At 53.3% G+C, this 19,839-nt stretch carries 20 protein-coding genes; 19 read left to right on the top strand and 1 reads right to left on the bottom strand.

Going from position 1 to position 19,839, the window contains the following annotated elements; genetic code table 11:
- The first annotated feature begins 149 nt into the window (after positions 1-149).
- Both rsmD and coaD read left to right on the top strand, forming a co-directional pair.
- A complete protein-coding gene (gene rsmD / locus NST23_RS16650; protein WP_122965154.1) occupies positions 150-716 on the top strand; it encodes a 16S rRNA (guanine(966)-N(2))-methyltransferase RsmD in 567 nt (188 codons plus the stop codon).
- An 80-nt stretch (positions 717-796) separates the two neighbouring features.
- Positions 797-1,279 carry a pantetheine-phosphate adenylyltransferase gene (coaD, locus tag NST23_RS16645; RefSeq protein ID WP_063227686.1) on the top strand — a complete coding sequence of 161 codons (483 nt, stop codon included), beginning with the start codon at positions 797-799 and terminating at the stop codon, positions 1,277-1,279.
- Between the two features lie 6 nt (positions 1,280-1,285).
- On the opposite strand, the gene ylbJ is transcribed toward coaD, so the two are convergent.
- Positions 1,286-2,518, bottom strand: coding sequence for a sporulation integral membrane protein YlbJ (ylbJ, locus tag NST23_RS16640; RefSeq protein WP_173598897.1), 1,233 nt, complete (start codon positions 2,516-2,518; stop codon positions 1,286-1,288).
- Between the two features lie 137 nt (positions 2,519-2,655).
- Here ylbJ and NST23_RS16635 point away from each other — a divergent pair, with 137 nt between their 5' ends.
- The 17 genes from NST23_RS16635 (at position 2,656) to smc (ending at position 19,780) form a co-directional block, all read left to right on the top strand.
- A complete protein-coding gene (locus NST23_RS16635) occupies positions 2,656-3,450 on the top strand; it encodes a patatin-like phospholipase family protein (protein ID WP_173598896.1) in 795 nt (264 codons plus the stop codon).
- Positions 3,447-4,514, top strand: a complete 1,068-nt coding sequence (locus NST23_RS16630) for a SepM family pheromone-processing serine protease (protein WP_173598895.1) — start codon at positions 3,447-3,449, stop codon at positions 4,512-4,514. Before NST23_RS16635 ends, NST23_RS16630 begins: the two co-directional genes overlap by 4 nt.
- An 84-nt stretch (positions 4,515-4,598) precedes the next feature.
- Positions 4,599-5,117: a YceD family protein gene (locus NST23_RS16625; protein ID WP_063227682.1), complete on the top strand. Its 519-nt coding sequence runs from the start codon at positions 4,599-4,601 to the stop codon at positions 5,115-5,117.
- A gap of 138 nt (positions 5,118-5,255) precedes the next feature.
- Entirely contained in the window at positions 5,256-5,426 is a 171-nt protein-coding gene (gene rpmF / locus NST23_RS16620; RefSeq protein WP_005834357.1) for a 50S ribosomal protein L32, read from the top strand.
- A 153-nt stretch (positions 5,427-5,579) separates the two neighbouring features.
- Entirely contained in the window at positions 5,580-6,356 is a 777-nt protein-coding gene (locus NST23_RS16615; RefSeq protein ID WP_122965158.1) for a DeoR/GlpR family DNA-binding transcription regulator, read from the top strand.
- Between the two features lie 169 nt (positions 6,357-6,525).
- On the top strand, positions 6,526-7,305 hold the full coding sequence (locus tag NST23_RS16610) for an ABC transporter permease (protein ID WP_122965159.1): 780 nt from the start codon (positions 6,526-6,528) through the stop codon (positions 7,303-7,305).
- Between the two features lie 10 nt (positions 7,306-7,315).
- Positions 7,316-8,098 carry an ABC transporter permease gene (locus NST23_RS16605; protein ID WP_217365054.1) on the top strand — a complete coding sequence of 261 codons (783 nt, stop codon included), beginning with the start codon at positions 7,316-7,318 and terminating at the stop codon, positions 8,096-8,098.
- Between the two features lie 13 nt (positions 8,099-8,111).
- Positions 8,112-9,080, top strand: a complete 969-nt coding sequence (locus tag NST23_RS16600) for an ABC transporter ATP-binding protein (protein ID WP_340964116.1) — start codon at positions 8,112-8,114, stop codon at positions 9,078-9,080.
- Between the two features lie 125 nt (positions 9,081-9,205).
- Complete coding sequence (fapR, locus tag NST23_RS16595; RefSeq protein ID WP_122965162.1) at positions 9,206-9,790, top strand: transcription factor FapR; 585 nt, start codon at positions 9,206-9,208, stop codon at positions 9,788-9,790.
- A gap of 20 nt (positions 9,791-9,810) precedes the next feature.
- Positions 9,811-10,818: a phosphate acyltransferase PlsX gene (gene plsX, locus NST23_RS16590; RefSeq protein ID WP_217021373.1), complete on the top strand. Its 1,008-nt coding sequence runs from the start codon at positions 9,811-9,813 to the stop codon at positions 10,816-10,818.
- A gap of 5 nt (positions 10,819-10,823) precedes the next feature.
- Complete coding sequence (locus NST23_RS16585; RefSeq protein WP_122965479.1) at positions 10,824-11,843, top strand: beta-ketoacyl-ACP synthase III; 1,020 nt, start codon at positions 10,824-10,826, stop codon at positions 11,841-11,843.
- Positions 11,843-12,793 (top strand): ACP S-malonyltransferase, encoded by a 951-nt coding sequence (gene fabD, locus NST23_RS16580; RefSeq protein WP_242771082.1) that lies wholly within the window; start codon positions 11,843-11,845, stop codon positions 12,791-12,793. Before NST23_RS16585 ends, fabD begins: the two co-directional genes overlap by 1 nt.
- Positions 12,787-13,527, top strand: coding sequence for a 3-oxoacyl-[acyl-carrier-protein] reductase (gene fabG, locus NST23_RS16575; protein WP_122965165.1), 741 nt, complete (start codon positions 12,787-12,789; stop codon positions 13,525-13,527). Before fabD ends, fabG begins: the two co-directional genes overlap by 7 nt.
- Before the next feature lie 53 nt (positions 13,528-13,580).
- Positions 13,581-13,814 (top strand): acyl carrier protein, encoded by a 234-nt coding sequence (gene acpP / locus NST23_RS16570; protein ID WP_005834336.1) that lies wholly within the window; start codon positions 13,581-13,583, stop codon positions 13,812-13,814.
- A gap of 132 nt (positions 13,815-13,946) precedes the next feature.
- Complete coding sequence (fabF, locus tag NST23_RS16565) at positions 13,947-15,188, top strand: beta-ketoacyl-ACP synthase II (protein WP_063227674.1); 1,242 nt, start codon at positions 13,947-13,949, stop codon at positions 15,186-15,188.
- A gap of 54 nt (positions 15,189-15,242) precedes the next feature.
- The gene (gene rnc, locus NST23_RS16560; protein ID WP_269747568.1) at positions 15,243-15,929 is read left to right on the top strand and encodes a ribonuclease III; all 687 of its coding nucleotides are present in this window, start codon (positions 15,243-15,245) and stop codon (positions 15,927-15,929) included.
- A gap of 278 nt (positions 15,930-16,207) precedes the next feature.
- A complete protein-coding gene (gene smc / locus NST23_RS16555) occupies positions 16,208-19,780 on the top strand; it encodes a chromosome segregation protein SMC (protein ID WP_173598889.1) in 3,573 nt (1,190 codons plus the stop codon).
- The last annotated feature ends 59 nt before the right edge of the window (positions 19,781-19,839 follow it).

The following is a 19,839-nucleotide window of genomic DNA, read 5'->3' as shown; positions in this document are numbered from 1 at the left end:
CTCGTATACCTGAAGCCGGCATAAATTTTCCAGTTGCCAATTTTACGGGGGTAGGCAGTTGTGATAGTATGATATCAGCCTGAAGGCAGAACGGCCTTGGTACAGGCGGCATTTATCTTCTACAAACTTCTTTGAACAGGTGAACAATTATGCGCGTCATCGCAGGAGAACACAGAGGTAGAAAACTTGCGGCCGTCCCTGGAAGCGGAACGCGTCCGACGACCGACAAAGTGAAAGAATCGATTTTCAACATGATCGGCCCGTACTTTGATGGGGGCTGGGCATTGGATTTGTATGCCGGCACAGGCAGCTTGGGCATTGAGGCGTTAAGCAGGGGAGCGGACAAAGCTGTCTTCGTCGAGCGCGATGCCAAAGCGTTTTCTGTCGTCAAGCAAAATGTCAGCGCCTGCCGCCTTGATGCATACGCAGAAATGTACCGCATGGATGCGGATCGAGCCATCCGGCAATTGGCAAAGCGGGAGCAGCCGTTTGATCTCGTTTTTTTGGACCCGCCGTATGCGAAGCAAAACATCGTGGAAGAAATCACTCAGCTACAACAGCTTGGTCTGCTCGCAGCAGGTGCCTGGATCGTCGCCGAACACGACAGCAAGGACTCGTTTCCCGCTGCCATCGGCGATTGCGTCAAAGATCGCGAGGCTACGTACGGCGAGACAGCGGTCACTTTGTACTATTACGAGCCGCAGCAAGAAGCATAGGAACGCCTCGCTTTTTGCGGTCGCATTCCATTTCATGAAAAACGTCGAGACGTTTTTCACAGAAAAAAGGGGGAGGCAACATGGCGATTGCCGTTTGCTCGGGAAGCTTTGATCCGGTTACATATGGACACCTCGACATTATCAGTCGGGGGGCAAAAGTGTTTGACAAAGTCATCGTGGCAGTTCTGATCAACTCCAAAAAAAATTCCCTGTTCAGCGTAGAGGAGCGCGTCGAGATGCTTCGTCAGGCGACAGCGGACATGAGCAATGTGGAGATCGACTCTTTTGACGGCTTGCTGATCGATTACATGAACAAGCGCGGAGCCAAAGTGATCATTCGCGGTCTTCGCGCTGTGTCCGACTTCGAGTACGAAATGCAGGTTGCTTCCATCAACAAAAAGCTCGACGATCAGATCGAGACCTTTTTCATGATGACCAACAATCAGTATTCGTATCTCAGCTCCAGCATCGTAAAAGAAGTGGCAAGGTACAAGGCAAGTGTCGCCGATCTGGTGCCGCCAGCGATTGAAGAAGCGCTCAAGCGCAAATTGGCCAGCGAGTAACCGAGTTTACCTCGGCTTGCTGCTGCGAAAGTAACGGGTGAGCAAGCTGATGCCGAAAAGCAGAACAGCCACCCCTGCCGCGAGCGTGCCAGAAAAAGCGATCGTCTCCCACCAGCTTGTAACGGGGATTCCGGAAGTGGTCGGCACGAAGACGGGAACGCTTTTTTCCAAAAACCAGTTGCTCGCTTTGACCAGCGGCTGCCAGAAAACAAAGGTCAAAATGGCAGCCAATAAAGCGTGGAGAGCACGCGCAATCAAATAAGGCGCTACCCGGATGTCTGTTTCGCTGAGAATGCTGGCGACTTGCGCATGGACGCTCAGTCCGCCCCAGGACAGTATGGCGCTGGCGATCGCAGCTTTCCAGACCATGGATACGGCATCGGGAACGACACTGGCTGCCTGCGCGCCCAACGTGACTTCAAACAGCCCGGCGACGATGGCTTTGGAAAAGGCGGGAGGAAAGCCAAAGGGACCGAGGAAAATAGCGAGAAACGTACTGATCAATTGGGTCAGGTGAATCGCTTGAAACAACTGAATCAACACAGAGAACACGATGATAAAGCCACCGATCATGAGCAAGGTGTTGAGCGCTGACTGCACGGCATCCCCCATGAGTTTGCCAAACGGCCGACCGTCGCGGATTCGCGCCCGGTGCATGGCTTGCAGCGCGCGGAGCGGGAGGGGCAAATTCGTTTTTTCCAAAGGCTTGGTTATGGCAGCAAACGGCGCGTGGAAACGGTAAATCAGCCCCATGATGACTGCCGACAAATAGTGGGTCAAGGCGAGGACGACTCCCATTTGCTCGCTGTGGAAAAAGCCGATTGCCACCGCGCCCATGACAAACAGCGGATCTCCCGTCGTCGTAAAAGATACGAGCCGTTCCCCTTCCGCTTTGGAGATATTGCTCTGCTGGCGCAAGCGGGTAGTCAGCTTGGCTGCCACCGGATATCCCGATGAAAAGCCCATGGCGAGCACAAATCCGCCTGTTCCCGGAACATTGAACAAAGGGCGCATCAACGGTTCCAACAGCACGCCAACAAAGTGAACGACTCCGAGTCCCATCAATATTTCCGAGAGGACGATAAACGGGAGCGTGGACGGGAATACGACCTCCCACCAGATTTTGAGTCCACGGACGGCGGCTTCAAAAGAAATTTGCGAGTAAATGACAAGGGTCAAGACGAGCGCGACTGTCGAGAGGGCAAGCAACAAGGTGAAAAACGGTGAGTGGCGTGACATGGAATCCTCCTGTGTCGACGAAAAGATCATAGTACATGTCTACGTGACAGGCTGATGATCTATGCGTGAGGCTTGTATCTTTCAAGTGTGAAAGGAACAGGGAATGGTCACATAGGCTGTTTACAGGAGGTGTTTGCATGACGGCGAAGCGAAAGCCAACCGTGGGGGTAGCGCTAGGCTCAGGCGGGGCCCGCGGTTTTGCGCATATTGGTGTCTTGAAAGCATTCGAGGCGCAAGGAATCGAGATCGACATGCTTGCGGGCAGCAGTATGGGGAGTTTGATTGCGGCGGTGTATGCAAACGGAATCGAGCCGCACATGATGGCGAAGCTCGCGCTCAATCTGAAGCGCAAGCACTGGCTTGATCTGACCGTACCGAGCATGGGGTTTGTCGCGGGAGAGAAAATCAAGCAGTTGATCAAGCTGCTCACTCACGGGAAGCGGATGGAAGAACTGGGCAAGCCTTTGGCGATTGTGGCGACTGACATCGAATCCGGCGAACGGGTTGTATTCCGCGATGGGCCGATTGATCAGGCAGTCAGGGCGAGCATTTCCATTCCAGGCATATTTGTCCCGGAAAAGGTTGGCGGGCGTCTGCTGGTCGATGGCGGTGTCATTGACCGCGTGCCTGTGACGGTGCTGAAAGACATGGGAGCGGATATCGTCATTGCAGTCGATGTGGCCCAGGTCGATACGCCAATGAAGGTGAACAGCATCTTCGACGTCATTGCCCAGACGATTGATGTGATGGAACGGGAAATTCTCCGCCACAGGATCATTGCTGCGGATATCGTAATCCGCCCGGATGTTGGACATTATAGCAGTATTGCCTACTCTGGCGTGGAGGAAATCATCGAACTCGGGGAACGCGAGGGTGCAGCACAAGCAGAGCGCATCCAGCAACTGATTGCGAACTGGGAGGAAAACGGATGAACGAGGACCAACTTTATAGACAAACGCGCAGATCGCGAGGAGCCAGAGGCTTTAGCTGGGTTTTGGCCTTGATTGTGATTGTGGCTGGACTGTCTTTTTTTATCCCGACCAATTACTATGTGACAAGGCCAGGCTCGGCTATCGCGCTAGGCCCGATGATCGACGTAGAAGGCGGCAAAAAGGACGAAACAGGCGCGTTCATGCTTACGACTGTGCGCATGGGTGAGGCGAATCTCGCTTGGTACGTCTACGCGAACATGTCGCCTGATGCCGAACTGATGCCGAAAGAGCTGGTGGTCAGCAAAGGGGAGGACAACGAAGACTTCGTCCGCCGCGAGCAAGCCGTGATGGACAATTCGCAAAAGATCGCCGAAGCGGTCGCTTTTCGCCTGGCTGGCTACGATGTCAAGATCGAAAAAGAAGGCGTCTGGGTCATGGGCACAATCGAAGGACTTCCCGCCAAAAAAGTGCTGAAAATCGGCGACGTCATCACCGCCGTCGATGGAGTGCGCACCGCCGAAGCCAAAGATTTGCTGCAAGCTCTCGCCAGCAAAAAGGCAGGCGATCAGGTCGAGATTACATATACAAGAGATGGACAAGAAGGGAAAACGATGGTAACCTTGGAACCACTGCCAGAGTCGAAGTCCGTCGGCATCGGGGTGCGTCCGGACAACAAGCAAGAGATCGTGATTCCGAAAAAAGTAACGATCGCGTCGCAAGGGATCGGTGGACCATCTGCCGGGCTGATGATGACGCTGGAGATTTTGGATCAGCTCGATGTGGCGAAGGATTTGACAAAAGGCTATAAAATCGCCGGTACAGGCACGATTTCACTGGATGGGACAGTCGGCCGGATCGGCGGGATCAACCACAAGGTCATCGCGGCTGACAAAGCAGGGGCGGAAATTTTCTTTGCACCCGAGGATACGCCTGATGCAACCTCCAATTATCAGGAAGCGCTGGCTACCGCAAAACGGATTGGAACTTCCATGCAGATCGTTCCCATCAAGACAGTAAAGGATGCGATTGCGTATCTGGATGGACAAAAACCGAAATCTTCCTGAGCAAACAAGCTGTCAAGGAAAAATGGTTGACAAAGCTTTTTGCACGGGCTATAATCATCCTTGTTGTGCATGAGGTGAAGTGCTATGAACATTAAGTTAGCAGAGTTGGAACACCGAAAAGGAGAGGCACTGCCGTTTCAGTTGACGCTCGATGCAGCAGAACTGAAAGGTCGCCATAACGAGATTCGCGGGATCACTCCTGTGAATGCCGAGGGCGAAGCTGTACAGCTCGGTAACCTCTACTATGTAAAAGGCAGCATGAAGGCCGATGTCGATTTCGTCTGCGCCCGATGCTTGAATCCTTTTACCCATCACGCGGCAATAGACTTCTCCGAGACCTTTGCTTTGGCAGATGATCCTATCATAAGCGAGGACGAAGACAGCGACATCCTTCCACTGGAAGGAGACGAGATCGAGCTTACTGCGCTGTTGCAAGAGGACTTTTTGCTCGCGATGCCAACCTTCCCGCTGTGCGAGGAAGATTGCAAAGGATTGTGCCCGAGTTGTGGCGTAAACCGCAACGAAGTGGCATGCAGCTGCAAGAATGAGCGGATTGACCCGCGCTTGGCCGGGTTGGCTGACTTTTTCAAGGACAGCAAGTAGTATTCTCTTGTTTTCAAGGTGAGGCGCCGATCTTCGGATGCAGCGTCTCATTTTTGAAGGACGGCATAAGCTTTTGGCCTATACTGTCCACCCAATAGAGCATCTTAGCATTTGTCAGTTGAAGGAGGTGTAAGGAAGATGGCAGTACCTCAACGGAGAACTTCCAAAACCCGTAAAAGAATGCGTCGTACGCACTTCAAATTAGAGATTCCAGGCATGATCAAATGCGATAATTGCAGCGAATACAAGCTTGCGCATCGTGTTTGCCCAAGCTGCGGTCACTACAAAGGTGTGAAAGTAGCAAAGTAAGCTTTGCTGCGTAAAAAGTGAGGTGAGCAATCACCTTGCTTTTTTTGTGCCTTCATTTTACTTATTAATGCTTATGAATGCTTAAATGATATTGCTTAAAGTGCGTAAATGACTTACAATGAGGAAGAAAGGCAAGGATGGAGTGAAACCGTGATGTACCAGGAAGAGCGATTGACCGCGATCCTGCAATATTTGCAGCAGCACCACCGAATCAGTGTACAGGAAGTCGTGGAGCAATTCGGCGTCTCCCGTGATACGGCCCGGCGAGATATCGTCAAGCTGGAGGAGCAGGGAGAAATCTTGCGGACTCGCGGTGGAGCGATTTTGCCTAGCTTGAGCAAAAAAAGCTTTTCTCATCAGGAGCGCATGCAGCTCGATTTGACAGGGAAGCGGCGGATTGCGCAGGCTGCCGCGCGTTTGATCAAACACGGCGACTATTTGCTGCTTGACGCATCTACGACGGTTCAACTGACGGTAGAATCGTTGCAGACAAAAGACCATGTCATCATTACAAACTCCTTGGCTACAGCAGCCAGTGTTTCGCGCAAGGAAGGCGTGCTTGTGAAAATGCTCGGCGGGGATGTGAACCCGCAAGATCAATGTGTGCACGGCACCCGAACCGTAGAAAATCTGGCGAATTACCACGTCGACAAGTTGCTGGTCGGAGCTTGCGGGCTGACGACGGGCGGACTTGTTTCCCCGGATGAAGATCACGGCTATGTGATCAGGGAGATGATGAAGCGGGCGGATCAGGTGATTATTCTCGCTGACCACTCCAAATTCGGAAAAAGCATGTTGTACCGGGTAGCCAGTCTGGATCAGATCGACTTGATCGTGACGGACCGCGCACCAGGGCGGGAAATGGCCGAAGCCCTCGACAAGAGCGAGGTAGACGTATTGGTAGCCGCTGAAAACGGCAAAGACGCATGAAATAGCGGGTAGATTTCATCTGGCTGGCGTGAAGGGAGACCCCGCGTGACAGCAGATGGATTTATCAGAGAAGGTTCTTCTTTTTGAAGAGCCTTCTCTTTTTTTTGCTTGCAATCATATAGGAGCCCTGCTATCCTGTTATTCCTGACTTTTCCACGAGGAGGTTCTTATGGTTTACTGGCGGATTATCCGCAAAAGCTATCGACGCAATCTTCAGTATCGTCTCTCTCATCTGATCAACAATGTGGCGAGCTCGATTTTTGGGCTTGTTTTTATTGCCATTTGGATGGGAGTCCTGCGAGGCAAAGCCGTTCACGGCCCGTACGACGCGGAAACGATGGCTTGCTACATCGCGATTTGCCAAAGCGTGCTTTGGGTGACGACGTTCATGTCACCGGGGCTGAATGTGCAGGTCGGGGTGCGCAGCGGAGCGGTCAGCCTCGACATGATCAAGCCTGTCCATTACTTGTGGTACACCTTGAGCCAGGAGTTTGGCCGCCTGCTCTATAACGCCTGTTACCGCAGTCTGCCGATCGGCCTTTTGCTTGGGCTTGCGGTAGGCTTTTCTTTCCCCTCCGATCCGCTTGCGTACCTCTTGTTTTTGCTCTCGCTTCTGCTGGCTGCCTACGTAGGCATGCTCCTTTTTTATTTGGTCGGCATTTCTTCTTTCTGGACGACCGAGGTGCGCTGGCTGCACCTCATTTTGCTCTCGCTAGTTTTCGGCTTTGGCGGGCAGATGATCCCTGTCGATCTGATGCCGGGGGTACTCGGGCAGCTGGCTCCGTTTTTGCCTTTTGCCGCCATGATTTACTATCCGGTCATGAACTGGCTGGAGCTTGCTCCGGCCTACAGCATCGGGGTTCAGCTGCTGTGGGCTGTCATTTTGACAGCAGTCGCTCTCGCTGTGACGAAGCAAGCAAGAAGAAAGCTGGAAATACAAGGGGGGTAGCGACGTGCTCATGCTTTATCGAAAGCTGATCGCAGCCAGTCTCCGCTCGCAAATGCAGTACAAAATGAATTTCATTACGAGCGCGGCTACGACCGGCATGATTATGGTTCTCGATTTTGTGATTCTTTCCGCCATTTTGCACCGCTTCAACGATGTGGCTGGCTGGAATATTTACGAGGTCGGCATGCTTTACGGCATTTCTTCGGCATCTGTCTCCTTGTATCGGCTGTTTGCTCCGGAAGTGAACGATTTTGAGAAGTATGTCGTGCACGGAGAATTTGACCAGATGCTGATTCGCCCGGTATCGCCGCTCTTGCTTTTGCTTACGCGCAATCTCGACCTTTCGCGGATTGGCGGCATCGTGCAAGGCGTGGCAGTGCTGGTGCTCTCGCTTGCGGGACTTGCCCGGGAAGGGGCAGATTTGCTCTGGTTGATCGTCTTTTCTCCGATCGCGATTCTTTCGGGCGGGGTCATTTATTTTTCCATGGCGTTGTCTTCGGCGGCTCTCTCTTTTTGGACGCATCAAATGAGAGACATCCTGACTTTTACGATCTACGCGCCGGCGAATGCCTCCAACTATCCGATTTCGCTCTATCCAGGCTGGCTGAAATGGCTGTTCTTTACCGCCTTGCCGATCGCGTACATGAATTACTTGCCGATGCTGGCCTTGCTCGGAAAAGGGGGAGGCTGGTACTACCCGCTGCTGGCGCCTGTTGCGGCGGCGACCGCATTGTTTTTGGCACTCACCTTTTGGAAGGTAGGCATACGACATTATCACTCTACGGGAAGCTGAGGAGGTTTTCATCATGATAGAAGCTGTACATATCGGCAAGTCGTTCTATTTGTCTCCGGAGAAAAAAGGCCGCTTCGCCTCGGTGCGCACCTTGTTTTCCCGGGAGCAGCGTGAGGTCAAGGCTGTAGACGACATCTCCTTTTCCGTCGGGGAAGGGGAGTTCGTCGGCTACATCGGCCCGAACGGAGCGGGGAAATCGACCACGATCAAGATGCTGTCCGGCATTTTGCACCCCAGTCGGGGAGAAATCCGCATTGGCGGCTACAGTCCGCAAAAAGACCGGATACAGGTCGCTTCGCGCATCGGCGTCGTCTTCGGGCAGCGAACGCAGTTGTGGTGGGACTTGCCCGTCAAAGACTCATTCGAGATTTTGCAGGCGATGTACAAAATCGATTCGCGCACGTATCGGCGCTCGATGGAGCTTTACCAGGAGCTTCTGGATATGCGCGAATTTCTGGATACACCTGTGCGCAAACTGTCGCTCGGACAGCGGATGAGAGCGGATTTGGCGGCAGCGCTTTTGCACGATCCGCCTGTGCTGTTTTTGGATGAGCCGACAATCGGGCTGGATGTGGTCGCCAAGACGCGCATCCGCGCCTTTTTAAAAGAAGTGAACGAGACGCAGAAAAAGACGATCTTGCTGACGACGCATGACATGGACGATATCGAGCAATTGTGCAAGCGGATTATCGTCATCAATCACGGCAAAAAGATGATGGACACGACATTGGATGACATGCGCCGCCAAATCGGTTTGCCCAGTCTGATTCAGGTTGAATATCGCCAGCCGCCAAGCCTGGGTGCCGAGTTGGCAGGGATTGAACGGCTGGAGTTGTCCGGCAATGTTTTGTCCGTTCATTTTGACAAAGGAAAAATTTCTTCGCCGCGCATCCTGGCAGAAGTGGCTGGCTGGGGTGAGCCTTTGGACATCCAGATGAAAGAACCCGGGATTGAGGAGATCATTCGGCTAATGTACCGCTAGGGAGAGCTACCCATTTTCAAGAACTTTACTTGTAATTGCCAACGTTCTCCCTTATACTGTTTTGGTACCTGGTATTAAAAACAGCTCGCAATCATACATATCCGAAACAAGAATCTTGCTAGGGGGTGTTTCGCATCGCCCGCTTGCCAAAAAAAGACCGCCAGACCCGCTTGGTGCAGTCGCTGGCGGATAATCCATTTGCGACGGACGAAGATCTGGCTGAGTTATTTCATGTCAGCATTCAAACAATACGACTAGATCGATTGGAGCTTGGGATTCCGGAGCTTCGGGAGCGGATCAAATCGGTTGCGGAGAAAAGCCTTGATCCCGTGAAGTCGTTAGGGATTGAGGAAGTAATCGGGGAGATCATCGACTTGCAGCTCGATTCCCAAGCTATTTCCGTATTGGAAATAAAAGAAGAGCACGTTTTTTCCAAAACACAAATTGCCCGGGGCCATTATATTTTTGCCCAGGCTAACTCTTTGGCAGTAGCAGTCATTAATGCCGATGTGGCGCTGACAGCTACAGCCCGGATTCGCTTTGTGCGCCCCGTGCGCATTGGCGAAAAGCTGGTCGCGAAGGCAGTAGTACGCAGCCGAGACGGCGACGAGTGCAAAGTGCGCGTGGAGACGAAAGTTCAAGGTGAATTGGTCTTTACAGCGACATTCCGGGTTGTGGAAATGACTGTCGCACAAAATCGGCATGAATGAGAGGTAAGGAGGAGACACGGTTGCGAATTGCAGTTGATGCGATGGGCGGCGACAACGCACCAAAAAGTACAGTATTAGGAGCACTTGCTGCCATCAAGGAAAACCCGGCCATTACGGTTGTACTGGTGGGAGATGAACAAGCCATTCGGAACCACTTGCCGCAAGACGCGCCGGCAAACATCGAGATTGTTCCTACGACAGAAGTGATTTTGCCAGATGATGAGCCGGTTCGAGCTGTACGTCGCAAGAAAAATTCCTCGCTGGTTGTTGCAGTTGAGATGGCACGTGAAAAGATCGTGGATGCAGCGATTTCGGCGGGAAACACGGGCGCGCTCATGACGGCAGGTCTGCTGTACGCAGGCCGCATGGAAGGCATCGAGCGCCCGGCGCTGGCCGCTTATATCCCGAATAAAAAAGGCCGCGTAACACTCACACTTGATGTGGGGGCCAACATGGATGCGAAGCCGCATCACCTGCTGCAATACGCGGTGATGGGCAGCCTGTACGCAGAAAAAGTGCTTGGATTCGAAAATCCAAAAGTAGGACTGCTCAACGTAGGGACAGAAGAAGGCAAAGGGAATGAGCTGACCAAAGCGGTGTTCCCGCTGCTGTCCCAGGCAGACCTGAATTTCGTCGGCAATGTGGAAGCGCGCGACGTCATGGAAGGGGCATGTGACGTGCTGGTTTGTGACGGCTTCGTCGGCAACGTGCTGCTGAAAGCGGTAGAGGGCGCTGCTTCCACAATCTTTTCGCAGTTGAAGCAGGAGTTTACTTCGAGTCTGATTAATAAAGTAGGAGCGGCCATCTTAAAGCCGGGACTCATGCGCTTCAAGAAGAAAATGGACTACGCGGAATACGGGGGAGCGCCGTTATTGGGCTTGAAAAGCCCTGTGATCAAGGCTCATGGCTCCTCTGACGAGAGAGCGATGAAAAACGCGATTGCCAGCGCAGCTCGCTTTGTGCGGCAAGATGTCAATGAAGTCATTGCGCAGGCACTACAGAAAAATATAACGGGAGAAAGCGAGTGAGGCAGATGGATAAAAAGCGTTCAGTAGGCATTTTGGCTACAGGTTCTTACACCCCTGACAGGGTGCTTAGCAACTTCGATCTGGAAAAAATGGTGGAAACATCTGATGAGTGGATTGTTTCCCGTACTGGAATCCGGGAACGCCGGATCTGCTCGACTGAGCAAGCATCTTCTGATCTCGCTTACGAAGCTGCGAAAAAAGCGTTGGCAAAAGCCAACATCAGCGCAGAGCAACTGGACATGATTATCGTCGCTACGGTGACGCCGGACACGATGTTCCCATCCACTGCCTGCATTTTGCAGGAAAAGCTGGGAGCAAAGCGTGCGGCTGCGGTAGATTTGTCTGCTGCCTGCACCGGCTTTTTGTACGGCATTACGACAGCGACCCAGTTCATCGCCAATGGGTTTTACAAGCACATTTTGGTGGTAGGGGTTGAAACGCTGTCCAAAATTACGAACTATAAAGACCGCAATACTTGCGTGCTGTTTGGCGACGGCGCGGGTGCTGCTGTCATCGGCGAAGTGAAAGAAGGCTTCGGCTTCCAGTCGTTTGAATTGGGTGCAGACGGATCGGGCGGACCTTTGCTGTGTCTGCCAGCGGGCGGCTCGCGCATCCCTGCTTCCAGCGAATCGGTGGAAAACGATCTGCACTACTTGGCCATGGCGGGCGGAGAGGTGTTCAAATTCGCTGTGCGCGTGATGAACTCTGCCACAGAAGCGGTTCTTGCCAAAGCGGGCGTAGACCGCGAAAACATCGACCTGCTCGTGCCGCACCAGGCGAACAAGCGAATTATCGATTCGGCTGTGCAACGCTTCGGCTTGTCCGAAGAAAAAGTGGCGATCAACCTCGACCGTTACGGCAACATGTCTTCTGCATCGATTCCGGTTGCACTCGATGAAGCGGTCGAAGCTGGACGCATCAAAGAAGGCGACAATGTGATTCTCGTAGGCTTTGGCGGCGGATTGACTTGGGGAGCGACACTCTTGAAATGGTCGACCACGCCAGCAGAAGGGAGCGGACAGTAGTGGGGAAAGTAGCATTTGTTTTTCCGGGGCAGGGCTCGCAATTCGTAGGAATGGGCCAGGCGCTCAGTGAACAGTCGGAGGCAGCCCGCCACATTTTTCAGCAGGCAGATGAAGCGCTCGGCTTTTCGCTGTCCGGCTTGTGCTTCAACGGCCCGGAAGAAGAACTGAAGCTGACGGCTAACACGCAGCCGGCGATTTTGACGGCGAGCGTCGCGGTATTGGCAGCTTTGCAAGAACAGCGTCCTGACTTCACTCCGGCATTCGTGGCTGGACACAGTCTGGGCGAATATTCGGCACTGGTTGCAGCAGGAGCGTTGTCTTTTGCTGACGCGGTAAAAACGGTCCGTGCACGCGGTCAATTCATGGAAGAAGCGGTTCCGGCAGGGCAGGGCGCGATGGCAGCTGTCCTGAACATGGAGCGCTCCGCTTTGCAAGCGATTTGCGAAGACGTGACTGCTTCCGGACACCCGGTACAACCGGCGAACATGAACTGTCCGGGCCAAATTGTCATCTCCGGTTCCGCCGAAGGTGTCAAACTGGCTGGCGAGCAGGCGAAGGCAGCGGGGGCGAAGCGTGTTCTGCCGCTGAACGTAAGCGGACCGTTCCACTCCAGCCTCATGCAGCCTGCTGCGGATAAATTGCAGGCCGTGCTTGCAGGCGTATCTGTCCGGGAAGCAACCGTTCCGGTCGTGGCAAACGTAACGGCGCGACCTGTTACCGAAGCGGCGGCGATTGTGGAACAACTGGTTTCGCAAGTATCGGCTCCAGTTCTGTGGGAGGATTCCGTACAGTGGATGGTGGAAGCGGGCGTGACCACTTTTGTGGAGATCGGGCCAGGAAAAGTGCTTGCTGGACTGATCAAAAAAATCGCTCCGGCAGACACGACGATTATTTCTGTACAGGATATGGAGTCCTTGACTGAGCTTTTGAACGGAGGGGTATTATGCTAACAGGAAAAACAGCACTCGTCACAGGCGCTTCCCGCGGAATCGGCCGCGCGATCGCACTCAAGCTGGCCGCAGCAGGAGCGAATGTGGTCGTTAACTACGCAGGAAGCGAAGCGGCAGCCAGTGAAACAGTCGCGATGATCAAGGAGCTCGGCCGCGACGCCATCATGGTTCGCGCCAATGTGTCCTCGACAGAAGAAGTGGGCGACATGTTCAAAGCGGCGCTCGACCACTTCGGGACCATCGACATTCTCGTCAACAACGCAGGGATTACCCGCGACAACTTGTTGATGCGCATGAAAGAAGAAGAGTGGGATGACGTCATCGCCACGAATCTCAAAGGCGTGTTCAACTGCCTGAAAGCAGCTACTCGTCCGATGATGAAGCAGCGTTCGGGAAAAATCATCAACATCACGTCCGTTGTAGGTGTACTCGGCAATGCAGGACAAGCAAACTACGTAGCGGCCAAAGCAGGCGTCATCGGTCTGACCAAGACTGCTGCACGCGAGCTGGCGAGCCGTGGCATCACCGTGAACGCGGTAGCGCCAGGTTTCATCGCTACAGAAATGACAGACGTCCTGCCGGAAGACATCAAAGCGGGCCTGATCAGCCAGATTCCGCTCGCCCGTCTCGGTCAAACCGAAGACATCGCGTCTGTTGTTTTGTTCCTTGCTTCTGATGCAGCCAACTACATGACAGGCCAAACCTTGCATGTAGACGGCGGCATGTATATGTAAACTGGTTTTTTGAAAGCTCATCCACTATAATACGGGAGAGGGGGTGAAGCAAGATGGCAGATACATTGGAACGCGTGAAGAAAATCATCGTCGATCGTCTGGGTGTAGATGAGTCCAAGATTACTTTGGAAGCTTCTTTCAAAGAAGACCTGGGCGCTGACTCCCTGGATGTAGTGGAACTCGTAATGGAACTCGAAGACGAGTTTGATTTAGAGATTTCTGACGAAGATGCTGAAAAGATCACTTCTGTTGGTGAGGTTGTTAAATACATAGAATCTCACAAGTAGATCCATCAGTTGGAAGTCCCGTACCATACGGGACTTCTCCTTCAATTGCAGAGAATACATACGGGGAAGCTATGTTGGGCATGAAGTGTAAGTAACAGGCTGACTGCTGACTTTCATATAGAGGTGATCGTAATGAAACGAAGAGTGGTGATTACGGGCGTCGGTGTTATTTCTCCGGTGGGAAATGACGCGCAGACCTTCTGGAACAGTTTGCTGGAAGGAAAATCAGGCATTGACCGCCTGACTGCTTTTGACGCTACTGATTATCCGACACAGATTGCGGGAGAAGTAAAAGACTTCAATCCCGAGCTGTATATGGACAAAAAAGAAATACGACGTACAGACCGATTCGTTCAGTTTGGATTGGCTGCTGCCAAAATGGCGGTAGAGGATGCGAAACTGGAAATCACGCCAGAAAATGCGGAACGAGTGGGTGTATACATCGGGTCCGGTATTGGCGGGCTGTCTACATGGGAAGAGCAGCATTCCGTGCTGTTGGAAAAAGGACCGCGCCGCGTGAGTCCGTTCTTTATTCCGATGCTGATTGCGAACATGGCGTCTGGAGCAGTATCGATCCAATACGGTGCAAAAGGGCCAACATCCAGTGCGATTACCGCATGTGCAACGGGGACGAACGCAATCGGCGACGCTCTGCGTTTGATCCAGTTTGATCATGCCGACGTGATGATCGCAGGTGGAGCGGAAGCGACCGTTCGCCCGATGGCGTTTGCCGGCTTTTGTTCCGCCAAAGCGATGTCCACGCGCAACGACGAGCCGCAAAAAGCATCCCGTCCTTTTGACAAGGATCGCGATGGTTTTGTCATGGGAGAAGGGGCAGGCGTCCTGATCCTGGAAGAACTCGAGCATGCGAAAAAGCGCGGCGCGAACATCATCGCCGAAGTGATCGGCTATGGCATGAGTGCTGACGCCCATCACATCACTTCTCCATCTCCAGGGGGAGAAGGGGCTGCGCGCTGCATGAAAAACGCCCTGCGTGACGCGGGAATCGACCCGACAGAAGTAGGCTATATCAACGCACACGGAACTTCCACTGACCAAGGGGATATCGCAGAAACGCAGGCGATTAAAGACGTCTTTGGCGAACACGCTTACAAGCTGGCTGTCAGCTCCACCAAGTCGATGACAGGCCATTTGCTCGGCGCCACAGGCGGTATTGAAGCGATCGCGACTGCTTTCGCTCTGCGCGATCAGGTGCTTCCTCCTACCATCAACCTGGAAAATCCTGATCCGGAATGTGATCTCGACTATGTTCCTAACCATGCGCGCAAGGCGACCGTCCATGTGGCTGTGTCCAATACATTTGGATTCGGCGGTCATAATGCTACGGTGATCCTGAAGCGATACGAAGCATAAATGAGCCCTACTGAGAGAAAAAGTAGGCAGTCTCCTGGAATGGTGGTGAGGGTGATGAATTTTGCGCAGCTGCAAGAGAAGATCGGCTTTCGCTTTCATGATGAAAGCGTTCTGCGGCAGGCATTCACCCATTCTTCCTACGTGAACGAGCAACGCGGCAAACGGATATCAGACAATGAACGGCTGGAATTTTTGGGAGATGCGGTGCTCGAATTGACGGTTTCCCAGTTTTTGTACAAAACTTTTCCCAAGATGAGCGAGGGAGAGATGACAAAACTGCGGGCAGCGATTGTCTGTGAGCCTTCTCTGGTTAAATTTGCTGAGCTACTGAATTTTGGCGATCTCGTTTTGCTGGGAAAAGGGGAAGAGCTGACGGGCGGCCGTCAGCGACCTGCCTTGCTAGCGGACGTATTTGAAGCTTTTGTTGGCGCCCTCTATTTGGATCAGGGCCTGGATGCCGTGTTTTCTTTTATGGAAAAATACGTTTATCCGAGAATCGACAAGGGAGAGTTTGCCCAGGTTACAGACTTCAAGAGCCAGTTGCAGGAATTTGTTCAACAGGACAATCTGGGAGACATCCAGTATCGCATTGTAGAAGAAAAAGGACCAGCTCACAATCGAGAGTTCGTATCTGAGGTGCTTTTGAACAATCGTTCGCTTGGCATCGGCTCGGGCCGCTCCAAAAAGGAAGCGGAACAGCAGGCCGCCGCGCGGGCATTGGTAAAGCTGGGGGATAAATAAAAGCTCGGAAAAGGGAGCTGCATCATCTGCGAAAGGCAGGTGGTGTAGCTTTCTTTGTTCCGACTTGGAAAAGCTGGGAAAATACTGCGTGATGACGGCTTTCTATGATACACTTAACGGGGAAAGACCCAAGAAACCTCGCAGTGGAGTAGCTCCTGTCTCATGCAGGAGCTCTTTTCGGGTACCCATCCAATCTGGGCCGCGTGTTTTGCCGGATTCGGCGGATAACAGCAGGTGGCGAGCAAACAGGGTGGGGTTTGGTAAGGAGGATCGTACGTATGTATTTGAAACGTCTGGAGCTGGCAGGATTCAAATCTTTTGCCGACAGGACGGAATTGGAGTTCGTACCGGGAGTGACAGCAGTAGTCGGCCCGAACGGAAGCGGCAAAAGCAACGTTTCCGACTCGATTCGCTGGGTGCTCGGGGAACAAAGCGCCAAATCGCTGCGCGGGGCGAAGATGGAAGATATCATTTTCGCGGGCAGCGACAAGCGCAAGCCAGTGAATTTTGCTGAAGTGACATTAACCTTGGATAATACCGATCGCTCGCTTGATGTGGAATATTCGGAGGTTTCCGTTACGCGCAGAGTGTACCGCTCTGGCGACAGTGAGTATTACATAAACAACCGATCGTGCCGCTTGAAAGATATTATGGAGCTGTTTATGGATACGGGTCTGGGAAAAGAAGCGTATTCCATTATCGGTCAGGGAAAAATCGAAGAAATCCTCAGTACCAAATCGGAAGATCGCCGGGGAATTTTTGAAGAGGCAGCGGGAATCGTCAAGTACAAGACCCGCAAGCGAGAGGCCGAGAAGAAGCTGGACGACACGGAGCAAAACCTGATTCGCATCCACGATATCGTCAGCGAGATCACGGAGCAGATTGGACCGTTGCAGGAGCAGGCCGAGACGGCGAAAACCTACAAGGAGCTGCACCGCAAGCTGGTCGAGCATGAAGTGGCTCTGTACGTGCAACAAATCGAGGCGGCCCATACGAAGTGGGAGGCTGCCTCGCAGCGTGTGCAGGAACTGCGCGAGCAACTGATTACGCAAACGACGGAAGCGAGCAAGCACGAAGCGGATTTGGAGCAAGCCCGCTTTTCTGTCACGCAAATCGACCAGTCGATTGAGGAGTTGCAGCAAGTTCTTTTGACCGTGAGCGAGGAAACCGAAAAAGTAGAAGGCCAGCGCGAAGTATTGCGCGAGCGGATGCGCAACTTGAGTGCCAATCGCCAGCAGACGATGGAGCAAATGCACAAGCTGACGGAAAAGCAGCATGCGCTCGAAGCAGAGCTTGCAGAAGAAAAGCAGCGCGTGCAGGAAGCGGAGCAGCGAATGACAGAGGCCCATGCCTCCTTGCAGGAAGCCGAAGGCCAGTTTTTCGCCATGGTGCAATCGTTGACGGATGACGTGGAGCGCTTGAAAGGCGACTATTTTGAAAAGCTCAACGAAATGGCGAACCTGCGCAACGAAATTCGCCACCAGCAGCAATTGGTGCAAACTTCCCAGGCGCGTGTCGACCGTCAGCTGTCTGGAAAAGAGCAGTTGGATCTCGAAGAAGTGCAGCGTCAGGTCAAAATCGCCGAACTGCAAGAGCGGTTGGCCAAAATCGAGCAAACGATACAAGATACGGTGGCGAGGTACAAGCAATTGCTGGACGGTCTGCGCGACGGACAAGCCCGGATGGAGCAGGTTCGCCGGGAGCTTCGCCAGTCCGAACAGCGCAGGGAAGCGGCCAAGTCGCGACTCGATCTGATCAAGGAAATGCAGTCCGAATTTGCCGGATTCCAGCAAGGGGTAAAAGAAATTCTCAAAGCCCGTGAGCGAGGCTTCAAAGGAATCCACGGTGCGGTAGCCGAGCTGGTCGTCGTGCCGCAGCAATACGAGACAGCCATTGAAGTTGCGCTCGGCGGGGCATTGCAAAATGTCGTCGTGGACGACGAGGCAGCCGGGCGCGCAGCGATTGCTTATTTGAAGCAGCACAATGCAGGCCGCGCTACCTTTTTGCCGCTGGATGTCATTCGGCCGCGCACCTTGCAGGCACAAGACAAGCAGCAGCTGGCAAAAGAAGGCGGCGTTGTCGGGATCGCCAGCGAGCTTGTTTCGTTTGAGGAAACGTACCGCCCGATTTTGGAGAGCATGCTCGGCAATGTCATCATTACGGAAAAATTGGAGCAGGCCAACCGTGTCGCTCGCACACTCGGCTATCGGTATCGCGTCGTTACGCTCGAAGGGGATATTGTCAACGCAGGCGGTTCGATGACAGGGGGAGCGCTGAAGAAAAACAGCACCAACCTTCTCGGCCGCAATCGGCAGGCAGATGAGCTGGAAGCGCAGATGCGTGAAATCGAAGAGGCAATTTCTGGACATACTACGCTAATGGAGCAACTGACCAGTGAGCTTGGCCGTATGGAAGAAGAGCAAGAAACGCTTCGCTCGGAAGGGGAAGCCTTGCGGTTGAAGGAGCAGGAAGTCAAAGGTCTGTTGCAGCAGGCGGAAGCAGAAGGGCGTTCGCTGGGCGAGCGGGCCAAGCTGGTTGAGCAGGACATCGCCGCTTACCAGCGGGAAAGAGAAGAAGCTTCCGAGAAGCAGGAACAATTGCAAGCCTCCCTCGTTGTGCTGGAACAAGAGGAACAGCAGCTGAATGCGCTGATTGCCGAGGCGGAAGCCAAGCGTCAGGAGCAGCTGGAATCAAAAGAAGAGATGAATCAGAAAATTACCAGCCTCAAAGTATTGAACGCCCAGGTGAAGCAGGAGCATCAATCCCGACTGGAGCAAACGGAGCGCTTGTTGGAACAAAAAAGCTTGCTTCAGCGCGAGTGGGAGGAGCAAAATGCGAATCTGGCTGCTCTCGACGAGCTGGAACAGACGAATGAATCGTCAGGACTGGAACTGGACCAGCGCATCGCGGAGTTGCGCCAGGACAAAGAGCGGGTAGCCGGGCTGATTTCCGAGCGGCGCAACGAGCGGGCGACCCTTTTCCACAAACAAGAGCAGGTTGAAGTACATGTAAAAGAAATTCGCAGAGAAGTCAAAAGTCTGGAAGAGAAGCTTCACCAGGAAGAAGTGAAAGTCAACCGGGGTGAGGTGGAACTCGACCATCTGTTGAATAAACTCTCCGAAGAATACGAAATGAGCTACGATCTGGCGAAGCAGAAATACCCGCCACGCGGAGACTTGCAAGAGGAAACGCAAATCGTCGCCAAAATCAAAAAGCAAATCGCTGCGCTCGGCACCGTAAACCTCGGAGCCATCGAGGAGTACGAGCGTCTCTCGGAGCGCCAGCAGTTTTTGAGCGCCCAGGAAGCCGATTTGAATGAAGCAAAAGATATGCTCTACCAGGTGATTCAGGAGATGGACGCGGAGATGTCGCGCCGCTTCAAGGAGACGTTTGAAGCGATTTCCGAGCAGTTCCGCGATGTGTTCGTGCAATTGTTCGGCGGAGGTCGCGCCGACTTGCTTCTGTCCAACCCGGACAACCTGCTCGAAACGGGGATCGACATCGTAGCGCAGCCGCCGGGCAAAAAGCTGCAAAATCTGGCTCTGCTCTCCGGGGGCGAGCGCGCGCTGACGGCGATGGCTCTGTTGTTTGCCATCCTGCGTGTCAAACCTGTGCCATTTTGCGTACTGGACGAGGTGGAAGCCGCGCTGGATGAAGCCAATGTCAACCGATTTGCCGAGTACATGCAGCATTTCAGCCGCCAGACGCAGTTTATTTGCGTGACACACCGCAAAGGCACGATGGAGAGCGCTGACGTCCTGTACGGAATCACGATGCAGGAAGGCGGCGTGTCCAAGCTGGTTTCCGTCAAGCTGGAGGACAGCGACAAATTCGTGGAGTCGGCCTCGTAACGGGGCGTGACATTTCTTGCGCCCAAGCGCAATATGGATGAGAAAACAATAGCCGCAAA

This window comes from Brevibacillus sp. FSL K6-0770 (genome assembly GCF_038000275.1).
Classification (GTDB): domain Bacteria; phylum Bacillota; class Bacilli; order Brevibacillales; family Brevibacillaceae; genus Brevibacillus; species Brevibacillus parabrevis.
The sequence above is the reverse complement of the archived record's forward strand: the minus strand, read 5'-3'. Positions and strand labels throughout refer to the sequence as shown.

What these genes read in the sequence shown, in the direction of transcription:
- NST23_RS16635 (WP_173598896.1), top strand. Translation starts at nt 2,656, where the DNA reads ATGACGGCGAAGCGAAAGCCAACCGTGGGGGTAGCGCTAGGCTCAGGC.
- NST23_RS16625 (WP_063227682.1), top strand. Translation starts at nt 4,599, where the DNA reads ATGAACATTAAGTTAGCAGAGTTGGAACACCGAAAAGGAGAGGCACTG.
- NST23_RS16630 (WP_173598895.1), top strand. Translation starts at nt 3,447, where the DNA reads ATGAACGAGGACCAACTTTATAGACAAACGCGCAGATCGCGAGGAGCC.
- smc (WP_173598889.1), top strand. Translation starts at nt 16,208, where the DNA reads ATGTATTTGAAACGTCTGGAGCTGGCAGGATTCAAATCTTTTGCCGAC.
- ylbJ (WP_173598897.1), bottom strand. Translation starts at nt 2,518, where the DNA reads ATGTCACGCCACTCACCGTTTTTCACCTTGTTGCTTGCCCTCTCGACA.
- rpmF (WP_005834357.1), top strand. Translation starts at nt 5,256, where the DNA reads ATGGCAGTACCTCAACGGAGAACTTCCAAAACCCGTAAAAGAATGCGT.
- fabG (WP_122965165.1), top strand. Translation starts at nt 12,787, where the DNA reads ATGCTAACAGGAAAAACAGCACTCGTCACAGGCGCTTCCCGCGGAATC.
- acpP (WP_005834336.1), top strand. Translation starts at nt 13,581, where the DNA reads ATGGCAGATACATTGGAACGCGTGAAGAAAATCATCGTCGATCGTCTG.
- NST23_RS16610 (WP_122965159.1), top strand. Translation starts at nt 6,526, where the DNA reads ATGGTTTACTGGCGGATTATCCGCAAAAGCTATCGACGCAATCTTCAG.
- NST23_RS16605 (WP_217365054.1), top strand. Translation starts at nt 7,316, where the DNA reads ATGCTTTATCGAAAGCTGATCGCAGCCAGTCTCCGCTCGCAAATGCAG.
- rsmD (WP_122965154.1), top strand. Translation starts at nt 150, where the DNA reads ATGCGCGTCATCGCAGGAGAACACAGAGGTAGAAAACTTGCGGCCGTC.
- NST23_RS16585 (WP_122965479.1), top strand. Translation starts at nt 10,824, where the DNA reads ATGGATAAAAAGCGTTCAGTAGGCATTTTGGCTACAGGTTCTTACACC.
- fabF (WP_063227674.1), top strand. Translation starts at nt 13,947, where the DNA reads ATGAAACGAAGAGTGGTGATTACGGGCGTCGGTGTTATTTCTCCGGTG.
- coaD (WP_063227686.1), top strand. Translation starts at nt 797, where the DNA reads ATGGCGATTGCCGTTTGCTCGGGAAGCTTTGATCCGGTTACATATGGA.
- NST23_RS16615 (WP_122965158.1), top strand. Translation starts at nt 5,580, where the DNA reads ATGTACCAGGAAGAGCGATTGACCGCGATCCTGCAATATTTGCAGCAG.
- rnc (WP_269747568.1), top strand. Translation starts at nt 15,243, where the DNA reads ATGAATTTTGCGCAGCTGCAAGAGAAGATCGGCTTTCGCTTTCATGAT.
- NST23_RS16600 (WP_340964116.1), top strand. Translation starts at nt 8,112, where the DNA reads ATGATAGAAGCTGTACATATCGGCAAGTCGTTCTATTTGTCTCCGGAG.